The following is a 19,603-nucleotide window of genomic DNA, read 5'->3' on the forward strand; positions in this document are numbered from 1 at the left end:
TGTTGAGGGGCGCCGGCATTCACTACAGTGAGTCCCACCCTGTCGCATGGCCCCTTGGGAGTCCCCGTGTCGCACGTCACCACCGAGCCGTCCCCCGGTCGCGGTGAAGCGCGGACATCGGGCAGGCGGGCCGGCCTGAGCATCCAGTCTGCTCTGCTCATCATGCTGCTTCTCGTGAGCCTGCTCTCGAGCGTCGTGGTCGGGCTCATCGGTTACGTCAACGGGTCGGATTCGCTGCGGGATGCCGCGTTCGACCGGCTCGTCGGCGTGCGCGATTCCCGTGCCCGCGAGGTCGCGGAACTCTTCTCCCGCATCAAGAACACCGTCCTCGTGCAGAGCAGGAGCTCGGAGACGATCGACGCGACGAAGGCGTTCACCGACGGCTTCGACGCGCTCGGCACCGCGGAGTTGACCCCGGATGACACGGCCGCGATCCGGGACTACTTCGCCGGACCGTTCTCGGAGAGGCTCGGCGCGGCGACCGGCACCGATGTCGATCCGACGAGTTTCCTGCCGTCAAGCCCGGCGCAGAGCTACCTGCAGCTTCACTACACGCTGCCGTACGAGGACTTCGATGTGGCGATCGCGAACGACGACGCAGGTGACGGGAGCGCGTGGTCGGCCGCCAACGCCGCCTACAACGACCAGTTCCGGCGGATGACCCAGCTGTTCGACTTCGAGGACATCCTGCTCATCGATCTGCACGGCAACGTCGTCTACACCGCGTACAAAGGAGTGGACCTCGGCACCAATCTGCTGACCGGCCCCTACGCGTTCAGCAACCTCGCGTCGGCGTATACCAAAGTGCTCAGCACGAACATCCTCGACACGGTCGAGTTCACCGACTTCGGCGAGTATCCGCCCTCCCTCGGCGTTCCGGCCGCCTGGGCGGTGTCGCCGATCGGGTCCGGCGGGCAGGCGGTCGGCGCGCTCGCCGTGGAGATGCCCATCGACTCGATCAACGCGGCGATGACGGGTGATCTGTCGTGGAGCGCGAAAGGGCTCGGTGAGACGGGGGAGACCTACCTCGTGGGCGACGACCACCTGATGCGGTCGACGTCCCGGATGCTCGTCGAGCACCCGAAGGACTACCGGAACAAAGTCGTCGCGACCGGGACGAAGCCGGAGCTCGCCGATCGCATCATCTCGTCGGGGAGCACGCTCCTGGCGCAGCCGATCGACACCGAAGCGGTCGATCATGCCCTGAACAGCGAGACCGGGACGATCATCGGAACTAACTACCTGGGCGACGAGTCGCTTGCCGCGTACACGCCGGTGCAGATCGACAACCTCGACTGGGTCATGGTTGCGGAGATCAGCACCGAGGAGGCCTTCGCCCCGGTTCGGGAGTTCACGCGGAACCTCGTTTTGTCGTCGACGGCGCTCATCATCCTCGTCGCCCTTCTGTCGCTCCTGCTGGCCCAGATCATCGTGCGGCCACTGCGCAGGCTGAAGGTCGCCGCCGGGAGGATCGCCGCGGGCGAGGAGGGCGTCCAGGTGGACGCCGGGCGCAGCGACGAACTCGCGGATGTCGGCACGGCATTCAACGACATGAGCCGGAGCCTGCAGGTGAAGGCCGCTCTCCTGGACGAGCAGGTGGCGGAGAACGAGCGACTCCTCCTCACGCTCATGCCCCCCGCTGTGGCGAAACGCTATCGCGACGGGGACCAGAACATCGTGCAGGATCACAAGGATGTGACGGTCCTGTACGCGGACATCGTCGGCTTCGACGAATACAGCAGAGGACTGGCATCCGATACGGCGCTCAAACAGTTGAACGACATCCTGAGGAGCTTCGATGAGGCGGCCGACCTGCACGGCGTCGAACGCGTCCGCAACAATCGGAGCGGATATCTGGCCAGCTGCGGTCTCAACGTCCCGAGGGTCGACAACGCGCGCCGAACCGTCGACCTCGCCGTCGAGTTCCAACGCATCCTCGAACGATTCGGTGCACAGTTCGGAGCGTCTCTGAACCTGCGCGCCGGCATCGACACGGGAACCGTGACGAGTGGTCTCGTGGGCGAGTCCCACATGGTGTACGACCTGTGGGGCGATGCCGTGAGCCTCGCCTTCCGCGTTCAGGGGGAGACCGCGGAGGCGGGGATCCTCCTCACCCAGCGCGTGCTCGACAAGCTCCCGGGGAGTCAGGACGTCGCCATGACGGGGGTTGTCCAGACGTCGAACGGCGAGCAGCGGGTGTGGCGGCTGAACCCGGCGACAAACCATGGCTGACTTCCTGGGGCAGCCCTGGTTCTGGCCGGCGGTCACGATCGTCGTCGGGCTGCCGATCCTGCTTCTGATCCTCACGGAGGCGCACAGTTCGCTCATTCGCCGTGGCAGTCGGGCCGCGCGGATCGTTTCCCTTCTGAGGAACTTCATCGTCCCTGTCGGTGCCCTCCTGCTTCTCATCAGCCAGACGACGTACCTCAACATCGACTGGAACTGGACTCGGATCGTCGCGACCGTCTTCGGCTTCCTGATCATCCTGCTGCTCGTGAACGGGCTCAACCTCGCGCTCTTCGAATCGGCACAGAAGGGCACCTGGCGTCAACGAGTGCCGTCCATCTTCGTCGAGATCGTGCGGCTCATCATCATCATCGTGTGCCTCGGTGCGCTCTTCGCGTTCGTGTGGGGCGCGGATATCGGCGGCCTGTTCACGGCTCTCGGCGTCGGGTCGATCGTCATCGGGCTGGCCCTCCAGAATGCGGTGGGGTCGGTCATCTCCGGACTGCTGCTGCTGTTCGAGCAGCCGTTCGAGCTCGGCGACTGGCTGGATGCCGACGGCGTACGCGGCCGCGTGGTCGAGGTGAACTGGAGGTCGGTGCACATCCAGACGGATGAGGGCATCCGGATCGTGCCGAATGCGCACCTCGCGGCGAGCTCGTTCGTGAATCTGAGTCGGAGCCCGGACTCGTTCTCGGCGGGGCTGGAGGTCAAGTTCTCCACCGACGATCCTCCTCAGACGGTCATCGCCGTCTGCCAGCAGGTCGCCCGCGGCCTTCCGCAGTCGGTGCCGGGACAGGATGCGACCGTCACGCCGATGCGGAAGGGCAATTACAAGATCTCCCTGAGCCTCAGGTCACCGAGCGACGAGTTCAGTGGACCGCGACTGTTCAAGACCCGCATCTGGTACGCGGCACGACGCGCGGGCCTGCACTACGACAACGACCTGACGGACAACTACCAGTCCGACGAGAACTACCGGGCAGCGTTGCTCGAGGTCGCTCACGCCCTGTACCTGTCGAACGAGGATGCGATGAAGTTCCGTCATGCGGTGACGCTCGAGCGTTACGGCGCCGGCGAGGTGGTGCAGCAGCGCGCCGCCGTCCCGGACGGTATGCGGTTCATCCTGTCCGGCACGGCGGCGTTGGGCGCGCAGGGGTCGGATGGCAGTGAGGTGGTCGTCTCCGAACTCGCGCAGCGCGACATCATCGGCCTGGCTAGTCTCACCCGTCAGGCCGTCGCGGCGACGGTGACGGCAGTGAGCGATCTCTCGGTCCTGTTCGTGCCGAACACGGTGCTGGATGTTCTGGTCAGTTCGAATCCGGAGCTGGCGCTGGACATCGGTACGGAGATCGACAACAGGCGCGCGAAGACCATCGCACGGCTCAAGGAGTTCGGGCTCGAACCGCGTCAGGACAACCGGCTCAGTGCGTGAGTCGGCTGCGCGTCACTGCCGAAGGGCGAGCAGTTCCTGCATGTAGTCGATCTCGCTCTGCTGGGCGGCGATCATGCCGCGTGCGAGGTTCGTGACGACGCGGTTCGTCGAGCGGTCGAGGATCGCCTCGGCCATGTCGACCCCGCCGACGTGGTGCGCGATCATGAGCGTGAGATAGAGCTTCTCGGCCTCGACCCCGGTGGCGGCGCGCAACTCGGCCATCTGCTCGTCGGTTGCCAGGCCCGGCATGGGCTGCCCCGGAATGTGCGCCTCCCCATCCGCGCCGTGGTTGTGGCCGGTTCCGCTGCGACCGGGGCGAACCATCCAGGTCATCGACGGTTCGCTCGCAGCCTGGGGCAGCCCCCACACGGTGAGCCAGGAGAACATCTGGCCCACCTGCTGTTGTTGCGCGAGGGCGATGTCGAACGCGAGCAACCGGATGTCCGGATCGTCGGTCGCGTCGCGCACGATCATCGACATCTCCACTGCCTGCTGGTGGTGGAGTTGCATATCGCGCGCGAATCCGGCTTCGGCGCTCGTGTTGTTGGGAACCACCTCGGTGGTCGCGGTCATCCGCCCGGTGATGAAGCTCGCGATGATGAGCACGGCGACGCCGACGATCGCCAGGACGATGGTCCTGGTCGGAACCGGGTGTGCTGCCGCGTCGGCGACGCCACTCGGCGGGTCAGCGGATCCTTCCTGGACCATCCACCGCTCCCGTGCATGCCGCGCCGAGCTCCGGCGCCGTGCCGGACTGCCAGTACTTCGCGACGAACGCGTCGAGTCGCTCATCCTTGACGTCGTCCATGGTGATCTGGGCGCCCCACGCCGAGGCGACGACCGGGGAATCGAGCCCGGGGTACGGCGACAGGATGCTGTAGGTCTTCGGCATCCGGTCGCGCAGCGTGTCGAGCTCGCCACCGGTGACCTGGTCGGGGTTGTAGGTGACCCAGACCGCGCCGTGTTCGAGGGCGTGCACCGCGCGCTCGTTCTCCTGCGGCTCCGTGTAGATGCCGCAATTCAGCCAGGCGCCCCAGTGCGGGCCGCCGGCTGGTGGGTTCATGCCGTAGTCGGCCTCGTAGTCGACGGGCTGCGGGTCGACGTGGACGGCGCCCGGGACATCCCAGGTCTGCAGGCCGGTGAGTTCGATCGTCGACGGATCCGTCTTGGGGATGCTCGTGACGACCACGATGGCGGCGACGAGGCCGACTGCGAGAACACTGCCGGCAACGGCGCCCCAGATGCCGATCATCCGGTTGCGCTTCGACCGCGCCTGCTCTTTCTTGAAGGCGGCGACTTTCACCTGGCGACGCTGCTCGCGCTCCTGCTTCACGGTGAGCTTGCCGGTCGTGGGGGCGGCATTCTTCGCCGGGTCTTTGCTGGGGGCCATGGGCGTCGTCCTGTCGGTGGGGCGGCGGGTTTCTTCTAACAACCTAGACGGTTCTCCTGAGGACAAGCCTGCCGGCGGTGCGAATATTCCCTGCCTGGTACGAGGCCGTTCGACCACGGGTGACGCCCACCGCGCCGCTGGTAGATTTGGCTCACCATGACGTACGCCAATAGCATCCTCGACCTCGTCGGAAACACGCCTCTCGTCAAACTCAATCGCGTGACGGATGGCATCGCCGCGACGGTGCTCGTCAAGCTCGAATACCTGAACCCCGGCGGGTCATCCAAAGACCGCATCGCGACGCGGATCATCGACGCTGCGGAGCGGGAAGGCAAGTTGAAGCCGGGCGGAACCATCGTCGAACCGACGAGTGGGAACACCGGAATCGGTCTCGCCCTCGTCGCCCAGCAGCGCGGCTACCGGTGCGTCTTCGTGCTGCCCGACAAGGTGGGGGAGGACAAGCGCAGCGTGCTCACGGCATACGGCGCCGAGATCGTGGTGACCCCGACCGCCGTGGCTCCGGAGAGCCCTGAGTCCTACTACAGCGTTTCTGATCGACTCGTCCGCGAGATCCCTGGCGCCTTCAAACCCGACCAGTACTCGAACCAGAACGGTCCGCTCAGCCACTACGAGACCACCGGACCCGAACTGTGGCGGGACACCGACGGCCGCATCACCCACTTCGTCGCCGGTGTCGGCACCGGCGGGACGATCAGCGGCGCCGGGCGCTACCTCAAGGAAGTGTCCGACGGGAAGGTCGTCGTCATAGGCGCCGACCCCGAAGGCTCCGTCTACTCGGGCGGAACCGGACGGCCCTACCTCGTGGAGGGCGTCGGCGAAGATTTTTGGCCGACCGCATACGACCCCGACGTCGTCGACGAGATTGTCGCGTCGACTGATGCCGAGTCGTTCGAGATGACCCTCCGACTCGCCCGCGAAGAGGGCATGCTCGTCGGCGGATCGAGCGGGATGGCGGTCGCCTCGGCGCTCAAAGCCGCGAGAAGCCTGCCCGCCGACGCGGTGATGGTCGTGCTGCTTCCGGATGGCGGCCGCGGCTACCTGGGCAAGATCTTCAACGAGCGCTGGATGGCCTCGCACGGGTTCGCCGCAGCCGGGGCAGGGCCGACCGTCGCCGACGCACTGGACTCCCCAGACCCGGCCGCTCTGCCCCACGTGCTGGCCGGCGACGCCGTCGGTGACGCGCTGCGCATCCTGTCCGAGAAGGGGGTGTCCCAGCTTCCCATTCTCGCGGTCGCGCCGCCCGTCGTCCTCGGCGAAGTCGCAGGCACCGTCGACGGGATGCGCCTGCTCGAGGCGCTCGCGAACGGCACCGCGGCATCCACCGACCCGGTCGGCGACCACGCCGGCGCGCGACTGCAACTCGTCGGGATCAACGAGCCCCTCGACGTCGCCCGCCGGGCCCTCGAGACGGCCGAGGCAGTGCTCGTGCTGCGCGACGGCACACCCATCTCTCTCCTCACCCGCACCGACCTGCGCCACGGCACAGCCTGAAAGCGACACCATGACCCACGACTTCAGTACCCGCGCCGTGCACGACGGCCAGGCATTCGACCCGACGACGGGCGCCGTCATCCCGCCCGTCTACCTCACGACGACGTTCGTGCAGAAGAGCGTCGGCGACCTTCGCAACGGCTACGAATACACTCGGGGAACCAACCCGACGCGAGACTCGCTGCAGGTGCAACTCGCCAGCCTCGAAGGCGGCAGGCACGGACTGAGTTTCTCCTCAGGGCTCGCCGCGGAGGACGCACTCCTGCGCACCGTGCTCGCACCGGGCGACCACGTGCTCATGGGCAACGACGTCTACGGCGGCACGCACCGCCTCGTCCACCGGATCTTCGTGCCGTGGGGCGTCACCCTGAGCGTCGTCGACATGAGCGACCTGGATGCCGTGCGCGCTGCCCTCCGCCCGGAGACGAAGGTGCTGTGGGTCGAGACGCCGAGCAACCCGCTCATGACGATCTCCGACATCGCGGCCCTCGCCGACATCGGGCACGCGGCCGGCGCTCTCGTGGTGGTGGACAACACCTTCGCCTCGCCGTACCTGCAGACACCGCTCGCCCTCGGAGCTGACGTCGTCGTGCACTCGACGACCAAATACCTGGGCGGCCACTCCGATGTGCTCGGCGGCGCCATCGTGCTGAACGACGACGACCTCGCGTCGCGCGTCGGATTCGTCCAGTTCGCAGCCGGGGCAGTGTCCGGCCCGATGGATGCCTGGCTCACCACCCGTGGGGTGAAAACGCTGTCGCTGCGGATGGCCAGGCACTGCGAGAACGCGCAGGCGATCGCAGAGAGCCTTGTCGGGCATCCGGCCCTCGAGCGGGTGTACTACCCCGGCCTGCCGGATCATCCCGGTCACGAGCTCGCCGCGCGCCAGATGCGCGGGTTCGGCGGGATGCTCTCCATCACCTTCCGCGGGGGCGCAGCTGCGGCGAAGAAGTTCGCAGAGTCGACGACGCTCTTCCAGCTCGCCGAGTCGCTCGGCGGAGTCGAGTCGCTTGTGAACTACCCGGCGGAGATGACGCACGCCTCCGTGCGCGGAACGGAGCTCGAGGTGCCGGATAACCTCATCCGGCTCTCCGTCGGCATCGAGGACGCAGCCGACCTCATCGAGGATGTGCGTGCCGCGCTCGGTTAGGGCGTCGACACCGCAGTCGCCTCGAGTTCCGAGACCGGGCGGTCGCGCTGGGTCGCGAACGCCGTCGCTGCCGCAACGCACACCAGTACGATCGCCAGTACCTGCTGCAGGGTGAGCGACTGCGACAGAATGAGCCAGCCGAAAAGGGCAGCCATGACCGGTGCACAACTCGTGACGATCGCGTACAGGCGGGGCGTGATCCTGCGCAGCACGACACTGTCGAGGCTGTACGGGATGGCGGAGCAAAGCACACCCGTCGCCACCAGGAGCCCGAGAACGCGCCAGTCGATCGTCGAATAGTCGATGACCGCGAGCGCGGCGGGCAGGATGGCGACCACCGCGACGATGCTCGCGAGGGTGAGTCCGTCCAGGCCGGCAAACCGTGTCGCGACGATCCGGGCGACGAGGATGTATGCCGCCCAGGCGGCCCCCGCGACGAGCGCGAGCATGATGCCCACGGCATCCAGTCGGCCGTCGGTGCCCGCGAGGAGCCAGACCCCCAGGCCCGCGCCGAGAGCGCAGGCGACATCGAGAATCCGGCGCGAGGTGATGAGCGCGATCGCGAGGGGCCCGAGGAACTCGATCGTGACGGCGATGCCGAGGCCGATGCGGCCGACGGCCTCGTAGAAGCTCAGGTTCATGCCGGCGAGGATGATGCCGAGTGCGAGGACCGGCCAGAGGCTTCTCAGGCTCCGACCGCGGATGCGCGGCCGCACGGTCGGCACGAGGACGAGGGCGATGACCACCTGACGAACGGCCACCACGATGACACTGCCGACGATCGGGATCAACAGCCCCGCGATGGACGAGCCGAAGTTGATGCTCGCCTGGCTGGCGAGCTGGGTCGTCACCCCCACCGTCCGGTCGCGCTGCGTGCTCACACCACTGACACTAGGGCCTGAAAACTCCGGCATAATTCAGGAGAGGCCCGCTGTGCCGAATCGCGGTACGCCGGCCGCACGACCGCGACCTGAATCCCCTGCGCGCGTCAGTGGTCACAGCGAAACTGGAGCAATGAGCATACGGACTGCCGACCCGCTGGCCGCGCCCGCCCCCCACCTGGGAACCGTCGGCGTGCTGCAGGGCTCGTCGCTGTACATCGCGTCGGTGCTGGGGACGGGCATCCTCGTCCTGCCGTCGCTCGCCGCCACGGCGGCGGGTCCGGCATCCATCCTTGCGGTGCTCGTCGTTCTCGTCATCTCCATTCCGCTCGCCGGGACGTTCGCGGCGCTCGCGGCGCGGCATCCGGATGCCGGGGGCGTCGCCACGTTCGTGCGTCTCGCGCTCGGGCCGACGGCCGCGCGCATGGCCGGGTACTGGTTCTATTTCGGGGTCTCGGTTGGCGCACCGGTGGTCGCGGTGCTCGGGGCGTCCTACATCGGCGCGATCGTCGGAGCGCCGCAGTGGGTGGTCGTGGTCATCGCGATCGTCATCTTCGTGCCGCCGCTCGTCTCCAACCTGTTCGGGCTTCGCGTCTCGGGAGCAGTTCAGCTCGCCCTCACGGGCCTGCTCGTGGCGATCGTCGTCGGAGTGGTCGTGGTCAGCGCGCCGGCCGCGCATCCCGCGAACTTCACGCCGTTCCTGCCGCACGGCTGGGCAGGCGTCGGCGCCGCGATCAGCCTGTTCGTGTGGGCGTTCGCCGGGTGGGAGGCCGTGACGCACATCGCGGGGGAGTTCAAGAACCCGCGCAGGACCATCCCGCTCGCGACGGCCATCGCGATCGCCACCGTCGGAATCGCCTACCTCGCTCTGCAGGTCGTCACGATCGCCGTTCTCGGCTCGGATGCGGGCACGGGACCCGTGCCGCTGCTCGATCTCGTCGCCACCACGGCGCCGGGGGTCGGGCCGGTGGCCGTCGCCGTCATCGCCGGCGTCGTCTCAGTCGGTGTGCTGAACACGTACCTGGGTGCATTCGCGAAACTCGGAGCATCGCTCGGGCGCGACGGCGACCTGCCCCGGTGGATGGCGGCCGGAGCGCACACGGGCGGCATCCCGCGTCGCAGCCTCCTCGTCATCGCGGTTCTGGCCGCGGGGTACCTGGTCGCACTGATCCTCACCGGGCTGGACCTCGCCGCGTTCGTCCTCATCCACACGAGCTGCATGGTCGCGATCTACGCGGTCGGGATGACGGCTGCGCTTCGGCTGCTCGAGCGCTGGTCGGTCGGATGGTGGATGGCGGTCATCGCGTGCATCCTCGTGGTCGGCCTCCTGCTTCTCGCCGGAGCGCACCTCCTCGTCCCGGCGAGCCTCGCGCTCGCGGCGGTCGTCCTCACCGTCGTCAAGCGGATGCGGGCGCGGTCGTCGCGCCCTGTGCACCTCCGTTGACTCGGGTCGAACTGTGGGTGCAGCGGCACCCGAAGTCACGGATTGACCCGAGTCAACGGGAGAGAGGTCAACCACAGTCGTCAGGACAGAGGGGGACTAGCGGGAGGCGTACTGAGCGCGGATGACGGGGCGGTGGTCGGATGCCGGCCGGGACGCGATCGTGACCTCCCACGTCGGCCGCTCGCCGGTGAGAGCCCATGCCGCCTGCGCCGCAGCTCCCCCAGCGACGTACTCTCCCGGCGTCGGAACCACGACCGGCAGATCGAAGACCTGCCCTGCGATCGTCGCGACCGCCGTGCTCTGAGCGGCGCCTCCGATGAGCAGGATGCGCCGGGTCGCCACGCCACAGCGCCGCAAGGCGTCGAGGCCGTCGGCGAGACCGCACAGCATCCCCTCGATCGCCGCCCTCGCGAAGTTCTCGCGCGTCGTGGAGGAGAGTGTCATGCCGGTGAGCCTCGCGGTCGCATCCGGTAGATTCGGGGTCCGCTCGCCCTCGAAGTACGGGGTGAGGACGAGGCCGCCTGCGCCCGGTTCTGCGGCGAGGGCCATGGTGCCGAGCGCCTCATAGTCCACGCCGAGGAGTTGCGAGGCGGAGTCCAGGACGCGGGCGGCGTTCAGGGTGGCGACGAGCGGGAGGAATCCGTCGGCGGCATCCGCGAAACCCGCGACGGCACCGCTCTCATCGCGCACGGGCGTCTCGCTGACCGCGAAGACCGTGCCGCTCGTCCCGATCGACACGATGACGTCGCCCGTTCGCGCGCCGAGTCCCAGGGCGGCGGCGGCGTTGTCTCCCGCGCCGGCGCCCACCACGAACTCGCCGGTGCTCACGGACCCGCCGCCGTGGTCCTCCCCGCCCTCGGGCGTGAACGAATACGAAGGAGAATCGGCCGGAATCGTGACAGATTGTGCCGGATCCAGCACCGTTGGCAGGATAAGTCCTTCAATTTCGTTCGGCGCGCGGCGGAGGGCCAGGGCCAGCAGGTCGCGGTCGTAGAGATTGGTCACCGGGTCGAAGTAGCTCGTGCCGCTCGCGTCGGAGCGGTCGGTCGTGAGCTCCCCGAGCACCGGCCCGAGCGGGCTCCGATCGCCAGGACCGAACCCGCGCAGGCGCCAGGTGAGCCAGTCGTGGGGGAGCGCGACAGCGCGCACGCGCGCGGCATTGTCCGGCTCGTGGTCGGCGAGCCAGCGCAGCTTCGTGACGGTGAAGGAGGCGACAGGCACCGACCCCGTCCTGCGGGCGAACTCGGCGGCCCCAATCTCGTCGACGAGGTCCGCGGACGCCTGAGCTGAACGGGTGTCATTCCACAGCAGGGCGGGTCGGATGACGTGCCCAGAGGTATCCAGAACCACCATGCCGTGCTGCTGCCCGCCGATGGAGGCCGCGGCGACGTCATCGAGCCCGCCGGCCTTCTCGATCGCGGTGAGCATGGCCCGCCACCAGGCGTCAGGGTCGACCTCGGTTCCATCCGGATGCGCTGCGCGACCGGCGCGCACGATCGCACCGGTGGTGAGCTCTCGGATGACGACCTTGCAGCTCTGCGTCGACGAGTCGATTCCCGCCACGAGTGTTGTCATGGGTCAACCTTGCTGCGCCAACGCCGCCGCGGTCAGCGGGCGCCGAGGAGGTGTTCGGTCGCCAACTGCTGGAGGCGGACGAAGCCGAATCCCTTCGCACCGAAGTAGCTGCCGGCGTCGAAGTCCTCGAACGCGGCGCGGTCGGCGAGCAGGTCGGTGTACGTCTCGCCCTCGGCGAGCGTCGGAACAGAGAGCTCCGGGACCTTCGCCGCCGCGAGCGCGGCCTGAACCTCCGGGTCGGCGCGGAACGCGGCCGCCCGCTCCTTCAGGAGCAGGTAGTTGCGCATGTTCGCCGCGGCGGAGTCCCACACGCCGGTCATGTCCTCGGTGCGCGACGGCTTGTAGTCGAAGTGCCGCGGGCCGTCGTACGCCCGTCCGCCACCGGGGGCGCCGTTCTCCAGCAGGTCGACGAGCGCGAACGCGTTGTACAGGTCGCCGTGCGCGAACACGAGGTCCTGGTCGTACTTGATCCCACGCTGCCCGTTGAGGTCGATGTGGAACAGTTTGCCGTGGTACAGCGCCTGGGCGATGCCCGCGGCGAAGTTGAGTCCCGCCATCTGCTCGTGCCCGACCTCCGGGTTCAGCCCGACGAGCTCCGGGCGTTCGAGCGACTGGATGAACGCGAGCGCGTGCCCGACGGTCGGCAGCAGGATGTCGCCTCGCGGTTCATTCGGCTTCGGCTCGATCGCGAACCGGATGTCGTAGCCCTTGTCGGTGACGTAGTCGCCGAGCAGGTTGACGGCCTCGCGGTAGCGCTCGAGCGCGGCGCGGATGTCCTTGGCCGCGTCGTATTCCGCGCCCTCGCGCCCGCCCCACATGACGAATGTCGTCGCGCCGAGCTCTGCGGCGAGGTCGAGGTTGCGCAGAACCTTGCGGAGGGCGAACCGGCGCACCGACCGGTCGTTCGAGGTGAAGCCGCCGTCCTTGAAGACGGGTTGGCTGAACAGGTTGGTCGTGATCATCGGAACTGTCAGTCCGGTGTCGGCGAGAGCCTGCTTCAAGCGGTCGATCTGGGCCTGCCGCTCGGCATCCGTCGACCCGAACGCGAACAGGTCGTCGTCGTGGAAGGTGAGCCCCCAGGCGCCGAGCTCGGCCAGGTGGTCGACGGCCTCGACGACGTCGAGGTGCGGCCTGGTCGGCCCGCCGAAGGGGTCGTTCCCGTTGTATCCGATGGTCCAGAGGCCGAAAGTGAACTTGTCGGCGGGGGTGGGTGTTGCCATTGCCTGCTCCAAGGTACATTTGTTGTTGCCATGAACATATCCCCTCTCGCCATCGGGCGCAATCACACCGACGATGTTCACCGCCACAATCTGTCCGCCATCCTGACGGTCGTGCATCGCAGCGGGGGCGTCCCCCGGGCCCGCCTCACCGAGTTGTCGGGTCTCAACCGTTCCACCGTCGCCGCTCTCGTCGCTGAACTCGTCGAAGCACGGCTCGTGGTCGAGGCGGAACCCGATACGCGCGAAACCGCGGGCCGACCGAGCCGATATGTGCGGCCGGGCACGCTCCCGGTGGCCATCGCCGTGAACCCCGAGGTGGATGCGATCACCCTGGGGGTCGTCGGCCTCGGCGGCACGGTCATCCAGAGGATGCGGCGACCGGTGGAGGACGGGTCGGATGTCGCCGGCGTCGTCGAGCAGATCGTCGGCATGATCGGTGAGCTCGATCTTCGAGAGAGGCGAGTCGTCGGGATCGGAGCAGCGGTTCCGGGGCTCGTGCGCCGATCGGACGGCGTGGTGCGGCTCGCCCCACACCTGCAGTGGGTCGATGTGCCGTTCGCTCGGATGCTGGAGGATGCGACCGGACTCCCCGTCCGCGCCGCCAATGACGCATCCCTCGGGGCGACCGCCGAACGCGCGTTCGGTGCGGGCATCGGCGTCGACGATCTCGCCTACCTCAACGGCGGGGCCAGCGGAATCGGCGGCGGCATCGTGATCGCCGGCGACCCGCTCGTCGGCGCCGCGGGCTACGCCGGTGAACTCGGCCACACCCTCGTCAACAGTGAGGGGCGCGCCTGTCACTGCGGCGCGCGGGGCTGCCTGGAGACCGAGGTCTCCCAGAAGGCCCTTCTTGCCGCAGCGGGCGTCAAGGACATGAGCGGGCTGCGGTCGCTCCTGGCGATCGGCGCGAGCAGATCGGTCGATGCGGAGATCGGTCGCCAGCGCCGTCACCTCGCAGTGGCACTCCGCAACATCGTCAACGTGTTCAACCCCTCCAGGGTGGTGCTCGGCGGTTTCCTCGGGTTGCTCATCGGAACCGAGGAGGAGAGCCTGGCGGCGCTCGTCGGCGACACCGCGCTGGGGGCGCCATTCGAGTCGGTCGTGATCCTGCCCGCGGCCCTCGGTGCGGACACTCTCATGATCGGCGCGGCCGAGCTGGCCTTCGAGCAGGTGTTGGCCGATCCGCTGGGCCGCTGACGGTAAAGTTGACGTCGTGCGCGCACCAGGGCCGCTTCGCGCAAGTCCGTACTTCCGCCGCGAGCACCTTCGCGCCCGACCCTGGGAAATTCTTTGACCACCGTCGTCCATCCCGGGGATTCGCTCTCCGGCCGCCAGCGCCTCGTCTACGTGCTCGTGCTCGGCGCACTCACCGCGCTCGGGCCGTTCACGGTCGACCTCTACCTGCCCGCGTTCCCCGCCCTCGAGCATGAGTTCGCAGTGTCGACGGCACTCATCCAGCTCACCCTCACCGCGACCGCCGTCGGGTTCGGAGTCGGGCAGCTCGTCGTCGGACCGTGGAGCGACCGGGTGGGGCGCCGGCTGCCGCTCATCCTCGCCACCGCACTGCACGTCGCTGCGAGCTTCGCCGTCGCACTCGCACCGGATGTGCTGTGGCTGGGCCTGTTCCGCGTCCTGCAGGGCATCGGTGCGGCGGCGGGCGGTGTCGTCGCGATGGCCATGGTGCGCGACCTGTTCGGTGGCGTGCCTCTCGTCCGGATGCTGTCCCGCCTCGCGCTCGTCAACGGGCTCGCCCCGATCCTCGCCCCCGTCATCGGCTCGCAGCTGCTGCGCATCCTCGACTGGAGGGGCATCTTCTACTTCCTCGCCGCCTACGGAATCCTCGTCGTGGTCGCCACGGCCATGTTCATCGTGGAGACCCTGCCGCCGGCGCGGCGCGTCGACACCGGCCACTCGACCGTGTGGGAGAGGTACCGGGCGATCTTCCGTGATCGGATCTTCGTCGGGGTCGCGATCATCTCCGGAATGACGTTCTCCGGGCTCTTCGCGTACCTCTCCGCGTCGTCGTTCCTGTTCCAGCAGGTCTACGGGCTCAACCCCCAGGAGTTCGGCATCCTGTTCGCCGTGAACTCGATCGGTGTCGTCGCCGGGGTGCAGATCTCCGCCAGGATCGCCACGCACGTCGGACCGCAGTGGATCCTGTCGGTCTCGACTGCGGTGCTTCTCCTGTCCGCGGTTGCGATCGTCACCGTCGACCTCATGCACCTCGGTCTCATGGCCATACTCATCCCGCTGTGGTTCTTCATCACCGCATGCGGGTTCGGGTTCCCGATGGTCCAGGTGCTCGCGCTCGCGAACCATCCGAAGGAGGCCGGCACTGCCGCATCCGTCCTCGGCGCGCTCAACTTCGGACTGGCGGGGGCGATCTCCCCGATCGTCGGCGTTCTCGGGATCGACTCGGCCATCCCGATGGGCGGCGTCATGGCCTGCACAGCTGTGCTTTCGGTGCTCTCCCTGTGGTTCATCGTCCGGCCGCGCACGGTGCCCGCACTCGTTCGTTAGCCCTAGGCTCTCATCATGGAGCGTCACCCCGGGCCGGCCTCGGCCAGACGGGCGACCAGGTCGTGGCCGTGGGTCAGCGGCGTTATCGCTGTCGCTGTCGCTGTGGCGCTCGGGGCGATCATCCTGAGCCGCCAGAACGGCCCGCTCCCGGTCGACTCTGCGTGGATGGCGGAGCTCCTCCGGCTTCGCACACCGTGGCTCGACGCCCCGGCCTTCACCCTCAGCTGGATCGGCGGTGGCTGGTTCGCACGGTACGCCGTTCCGCTGGCCATGATCCTCGTACTCGTGCTGGTCAGGCGACGCTGGGCGGCGCTCTACTTCGGGCTCGTCTCACTCGCCAGCGTCGTCGTCGTTCAGGTGCTCAAGGCCGTGTTCGGTCGCGCCCGCCCGGAGGAGATCCTGGTGGCGAGCGACGTCGGCTCGTTCCCGTCCGGGCATGTCGCGAATGCGGCGACCATCGCCGTGGCGCTCGCGCTCATCTTCGGTCGAACCTGGATCTGGTACGTCGGTGCCGTGTACACGGTCGTCATGGCCCTCAGCCGCACCTACCTCGGCGCGCACTGGCTGAGCGACACGATCGGAGGTGCCCTCGTCGGCGCGGGGATTGCCGTGATCGTCTGGGCTCCCCTCGCTTCACGACTGAATCGCGACAGAAAGCCTCACCAGACGACGGAATCAGAATGACCCGCAATAGGCTTCCGCTGCCCTGACCGGCTACCGTGGTTGCATGAGAATCCTCCTCGTCGGCGCCGGCGGCGTCGGCAACGCGATCGCGAAGATCGCCGCCAGGCGCTCCTTCTTCGAGACCATGATCGTGAGCGACTACGATCTCGCGCGGGCGGAGGCGACCGTCGCCTGGATCGCCGAGAGGCATCCGGATGCCGCAGGGCGATTCCTGGCCGCCCGCATCGACGCGTCGGACCCGGATGATGTCGCAGCGGTGGCGAAGGAGCACGCGGCGACCCACGTCATGAACGCGGTCGAACCCAAGTTCGTGCCCACGATCTTCACGGGAGCGCTCGCGGCGGGGGCGGACTACCTCGACATGGCGATGAGCCTGTCGGAGCCGCATCCGACGAATCCGCACGAGGAGACCGGCGTGAAACTCGGAGACGACCAGTTCGCGCAGTCGGGCGACTGGGAGAAGTCCGGGCGCCTCGCCCTGGTCGGCATCGGCGTCGAGCCTGGACTCTCGGATGTCTTCGCGCGCTACGCCGTCGATCACCTGTTCAGCGACGTCGACGAGCTGGGCGTGCGCGACGGCGCCAATCTCGTCGTGCGGGACGAGGCGGGCAACGAGATCTTCGCGCCATCCTTCAGCATCTGGACGACGATCGAGGAGTGCCTGAACCCCCCGGTCATCTGGGAGAAGGACAAGGGCTGGTACACGACGGCGCCGTTCAGCGAGCCGGAGGTCTTCGACTTTCCCGACGGCATCGGCCCGGTCGAGTGCGTCAACGTCGAGCACGAGGAGGTGCTGCTCATGCCGCGCTGGCTCCCCGCGAAGCGGGTCACCTTCAAGTACGGTCTCGGGAACGAGTTCATCGGCATCCTCAAGACCCTCAACCAGCTCGGCCTCGACAAGACGCAGCCCGTGCGGGTTCGATCTGCGGACGGCCCCGTCATGGTCGCGCCGCGCGATGTCGTGGCGGCGGGGCTGCCCGACCCCGCGACAATCGGGCCGCGGATGACGGGCAAGACCTGCGCGGGCGTGTGGGTCACGGGCACGGGCAAGGACGGCGCACCGCGCTCGAGCTACCTGTACCACGTGAGCGACAACGAGTGGACGATGGCGGAATACGAGAGCCAATGCGTCGTATGGCAGACCGCGCTCAACCCGGTCATCGCGCTCGAACTGCTCGCATCCGGGACCTGGACCGGCTCCGGCGTGCTCGGGCCCGAGGCGTTCGACGCGAAGCCGTTCCTCGACCTCATGGCGCGGTCCGAGGCCGAGGGCGGATACGGGCAGGCGTGGGGCATCCGCGAGTTGTGAACGGATAGCCCCACGGCTCCGGTGACTCCCAGCCGATCGTCGTAACCTTCCCGCGAGACCAGGGAAGTGGTGAAAAGGATGTCGCGCTCCGAAAACCGGGACTCCACCCGGATCGGCGACCAGCCCGCGTTGCGAACCTCGCGCGGTGCCACCTGGCTCATCGTCGGGGGCCTGCTGGCCGCCCTCTCGATCGGGCTGCTCGTGGCGCTCGATGCGCTTCAGCCGCCGGTGGGCCTCATCGGCGCCGCCGTCCTGTTCGTGCTGTACATGCTCATGGTGGTGGCGGTGCTTGCGATTCCCGTCCGTCGAGCGAAGCTCGTGACCCTCGCCGGGCTCATGGTCGCGATGGCTGTCGTCGCGCTCGTGTTCGTCGTGGCGATCAACGTCGCGGAGTGGTCGGCCGTGCGCTGAGCGTCGAACCGGTCAGCCCGAGAATAGGCTTGACGCCATGACGGATGCAGCGGACGAGGTAGCGGCGGCGAAGAAGGCGCTCGAAGAGGCGCAGGCTGCGCTCGCGAAGGCCCAGGCCGCGGCCGCCGACGCCTCCGCGGCCGCCGCACCCGGAACCGCCACGGAACCGGATGCCGCCGGCGCGCCATCGGCAGCGACCGCTGCAGCCGCCCCGCTGAAGTCCGAGGACGTCGCAACCATCAAAGCCGGTTACGCCTTCGACGGGTCGGTGATCGAGGTCGGCGCCCTCGTCAACGGCGAGGCGGATCCCGGCGTGCAGGTGCGCATCCCGATCGGCATGCTCAACCGTCACGGCCTCGTCGCGGGCGCCACGGGTACCGGCAAGACGCGAACGCTCCAGGTGCTCGCAGAGCAGCTCTCCGCCGCAGGGGTGCCGGTCTTCGCCGCCGACATCAAGGGCGACCTCACGGGCGTCTCGACCCCCGGACAGTCGAGCGACAAACTCCTCGCCCGCACGCGGGGCATCGGCCAGGACTGGGTTCCGGCGAGCTTCCCGACCGAATACTTCAGTCTCGGCGGCATCGGGATGGGGGTTCCGGTCCGCGCGACGCTCTCCGGTTTCGGACCGACCCTGCTCTCGAAGGTGCTCGGGCTCAATGAGACGCAGGAGTCGTCACTCGGACTCGTCTTCCACTACGCGGCGAACGCCGGCCTGCCGCTCGTCGACCTCGCCGACCTGCGGGCCGTGCTCACCTGGCTCACGGACGAGGGCAAAGACGAACTGAAGGATCTCGGTGGCCTCTCGAGTGCCACCGTCGGCGTCATCCTGCGCAACCTCATCGCGTTCGGCGACCAGGGCGCCGACGTCTTCTTCGGCGAGCCGGAGATCGACACGGCGGACTTCCTGCGCACAGCATCCGATGGCCGAGGCGTCATCAGCCTGCTCGAGGTACCGGGCGTGCGCGACAAGCCGGCGCTGTTCTCCACCTTCCTCATGTGGCTGCTCGCGGACCTCTTCAACGACCTGCCCGAGGTCGGCGACACCGACAAGCCGAAGCTCGTGTTCTTCTTCGACGAGGCGCACCTGCTGTTCCAGGATGCGTCCAGGGACTTCCTCACGGCGATCATCCAGACGGTGCGGCTCATCCGCTCGAAGGGCGTCGGAATCATCTTCGTGACGCAGACGCCGAAAGACGTTCCGGATGACGTGCTCGCCCAACTCGGCTCGCGCATCCAGCATCAGCTGCGCGCTCACACCCCGGATGCGGCGAAGGCGCTGCGCGCGACCGTCTCGACGTACCCGATCTCGGGTTACGACCTCGAGCAGGTGCTCACGCAGTTGGCGATCGGAGAGGCGATCGTCACGGTCATGAGCGAGACCGGAGCGCCCACCCCTGTGGCGTGGACGCGCCTGCGCGCGCCGGAGGGATCGATGGATCCGGCGTCCGCGGATGCCGTGAAGGCCGCCGTCGCCGGGTCGCCACTGCAGGCGAAGTACGGCACTGCGGTCGACCCGGAGTCTGCGCGCGAGATCCTCGCGAAGAAGCTGGCAGCGGCATCCGCGGCGGCGTCGGCCCAGGCGGACGCCGCGGCCGCCAGGGATGAGGCGGCGCAGGCGCAGGCCGACTACGAGCGGATGCAGCGCGAGTGGGAGAAGTCGCGCCCGAAGACCAGGACGTCGACGCCGCGCACGACGACCCGCACCTCGTCGCGGGGGGAATCGAATCCGATCTCCGACTTCATGCGCTCACGGCAGGGGAAGTCCATGATCAACACGGTCATCAAGGGGATCTTCGGGACGCTCAAGCGCCGCTGATCTACGGAGAATGGGGGAATCGTCCCCGCCGCA

16 protein-coding genes are annotated in these 19,603 nt (G+C 68.2%); 11 read left to right on the top strand and 5 right to left on the bottom strand.

Annotation, left to right across the window (positions count from 1 at the left end):
* The first annotated feature begins 66 nt into the window (after positions 1-66).
* A complete protein-coding gene (locus BKA04_RS12290; RefSeq protein WP_104096038.1) occupies positions 67-2,232 on the top strand; it encodes an adenylate/guanylate cyclase domain-containing protein in 2,166 nt (721 codons plus the stop codon).
* On the top strand, positions 2,225-3,658 hold the full coding sequence (locus tag BKA04_RS08560) for a mechanosensitive ion channel family protein (RefSeq protein ID WP_104096039.1): 1,434 nt from the start codon (positions 2,225-2,227) through the stop codon (positions 3,656-3,658). The genes BKA04_RS12290 and BKA04_RS08560 overlap by 8 nt, the downstream gene beginning before the upstream one ends.
* 12 nt (positions 3,659-3,670) lie before the next feature.
* Here BKA04_RS08560 and BKA04_RS08565 read toward each other — a convergent pair whose 3' ends face one another.
* Both BKA04_RS08565 and BKA04_RS08570 read right to left on the bottom strand, forming a co-directional pair.
* Positions 3,671-4,366: a DUF305 domain-containing protein gene (locus tag BKA04_RS08565; RefSeq protein ID WP_198413313.1), complete on the bottom strand. Its 696-nt coding sequence runs from the start codon at positions 4,364-4,366 to the stop codon at positions 3,671-3,673.
* Positions 4,344-5,048 carry a DUF3105 domain-containing protein gene (locus BKA04_RS08570; RefSeq protein WP_104096040.1) on the bottom strand — a complete coding sequence of 235 codons (705 nt, stop codon included), beginning with the start codon at positions 5,046-5,048 and terminating at the stop codon, positions 4,344-4,346. Before BKA04_RS08570 ends, BKA04_RS08565 begins: the two co-directional genes overlap by 23 nt.
* Positions 5,049-5,204: 156 nt before the next feature.
* Between BKA04_RS08570 and BKA04_RS08575 the strand changes: the two genes are divergently transcribed.
* Entirely contained in the window at positions 5,205-6,560 is a 1,356-nt protein-coding gene (locus tag BKA04_RS08575) for a cystathionine beta-synthase (protein ID WP_104096041.1), read from the top strand.
* A gap of 10 nt (positions 6,561-6,570) precedes the next feature.
* The gene (locus BKA04_RS08580; RefSeq protein ID WP_104096042.1) at positions 6,571-7,710 is read left to right on the top strand and encodes a cystathionine gamma-synthase; all 1,140 of its coding nucleotides are present in this window, start codon (positions 6,571-6,573) and stop codon (positions 7,708-7,710) included.
* On the opposite strand, the gene BKA04_RS08585 is transcribed toward BKA04_RS08580, so the two are convergent.
* Positions 7,707-8,591, bottom strand: a complete 885-nt coding sequence (locus BKA04_RS08585; protein ID WP_232842013.1) for an EamA family transporter — start codon at positions 8,589-8,591, stop codon at positions 7,707-7,709. The genes BKA04_RS08580 and BKA04_RS08585 overlap by 4 nt on opposite strands.
* A 133-nt stretch (positions 8,592-8,724) precedes the next feature.
* On the opposite strand from BKA04_RS08585, the gene BKA04_RS08590 reads away from it, so the two are divergent.
* Entirely contained in the window at positions 8,725-10,035 is a 1,311-nt protein-coding gene (locus BKA04_RS08590; protein ID WP_104096044.1) for an APC family permease, read from the top strand.
* Positions 10,036-10,131: 96 nt separating this feature from the next.
* Here BKA04_RS08590 and BKA04_RS08595 read toward each other — a convergent pair whose 3' ends face one another.
* Both BKA04_RS08595 and xylA read right to left on the bottom strand, forming a co-directional pair.
* Positions 10,132-11,610 (bottom strand): xylulokinase, encoded by a 1,479-nt coding sequence (locus BKA04_RS08595; protein ID WP_104096045.1) that lies wholly within the window; start codon positions 11,608-11,610, stop codon positions 10,132-10,134.
* A gap of 32 nt (positions 11,611-11,642) precedes the next feature.
* A complete protein-coding gene (gene xylA / locus BKA04_RS08600; protein WP_104096046.1) occupies positions 11,643-12,830 on the bottom strand; it encodes a xylose isomerase in 1,188 nt (395 codons plus the stop codon).
* 30 nt (positions 12,831-12,860) lie between these two features.
* On the opposite strand from xylA, the gene BKA04_RS08605 reads away from it, so the two are divergent.
* From BKA04_RS08605 to BKA04_RS08630, 6 genes are all read left to right on the top strand, one after another.
* A complete protein-coding gene (locus tag BKA04_RS08605; RefSeq protein ID WP_104096047.1) occupies positions 12,861-14,027 on the top strand; it encodes an ROK family protein in 1,167 nt (388 codons plus the stop codon).
* 93 nt (positions 14,028-14,120) lie between these two features.
* Positions 14,121-15,350: a multidrug effflux MFS transporter gene (locus BKA04_RS08610; RefSeq protein ID WP_104096048.1), complete on the top strand. Its 1,230-nt coding sequence runs from the start codon at positions 14,121-14,123 to the stop codon at positions 15,348-15,350.
* Positions 15,351-15,365: 15 nt separating this feature from the next.
* Positions 15,366-16,034, top strand: a complete 669-nt coding sequence (locus BKA04_RS08615) for a phosphatase PAP2 family protein (RefSeq protein ID WP_104096049.1) — start codon at positions 15,366-15,368, stop codon at positions 16,032-16,034.
* Positions 16,035-16,077: 43 nt separating this feature from the next.
* Complete coding sequence (locus BKA04_RS08620; protein WP_104096050.1) at positions 16,078-17,343, top strand: saccharopine dehydrogenase family protein; 1,266 nt, start codon at positions 16,078-16,080, stop codon at positions 17,341-17,343.
* A gap of 78 nt (positions 17,344-17,421) precedes the next feature.
* On the top strand, positions 17,422-17,754 hold the full coding sequence (locus tag BKA04_RS08625) for a hypothetical protein (RefSeq protein WP_104096051.1): 333 nt from the start codon (positions 17,422-17,424) through the stop codon (positions 17,752-17,754).
* Positions 17,755-17,791: 37 nt separating this feature from the next.
* Complete coding sequence (locus BKA04_RS08630; RefSeq protein WP_104096052.1) at positions 17,792-19,570, top strand: helicase HerA-like domain-containing protein; 1,779 nt, start codon at positions 17,792-17,794, stop codon at positions 19,568-19,570.
* Positions 19,571-19,603 lie beyond the last annotated feature (33 nt).

The sequence above is a fragment of the Terrimesophilobacter mesophilus genome (genome assembly GCF_014200375.1).
Taxonomy (GTDB): domain Bacteria; phylum Actinomycetota; class Actinomycetes; order Actinomycetales; family Microbacteriaceae; genus Terrimesophilobacter; species Terrimesophilobacter mesophilus.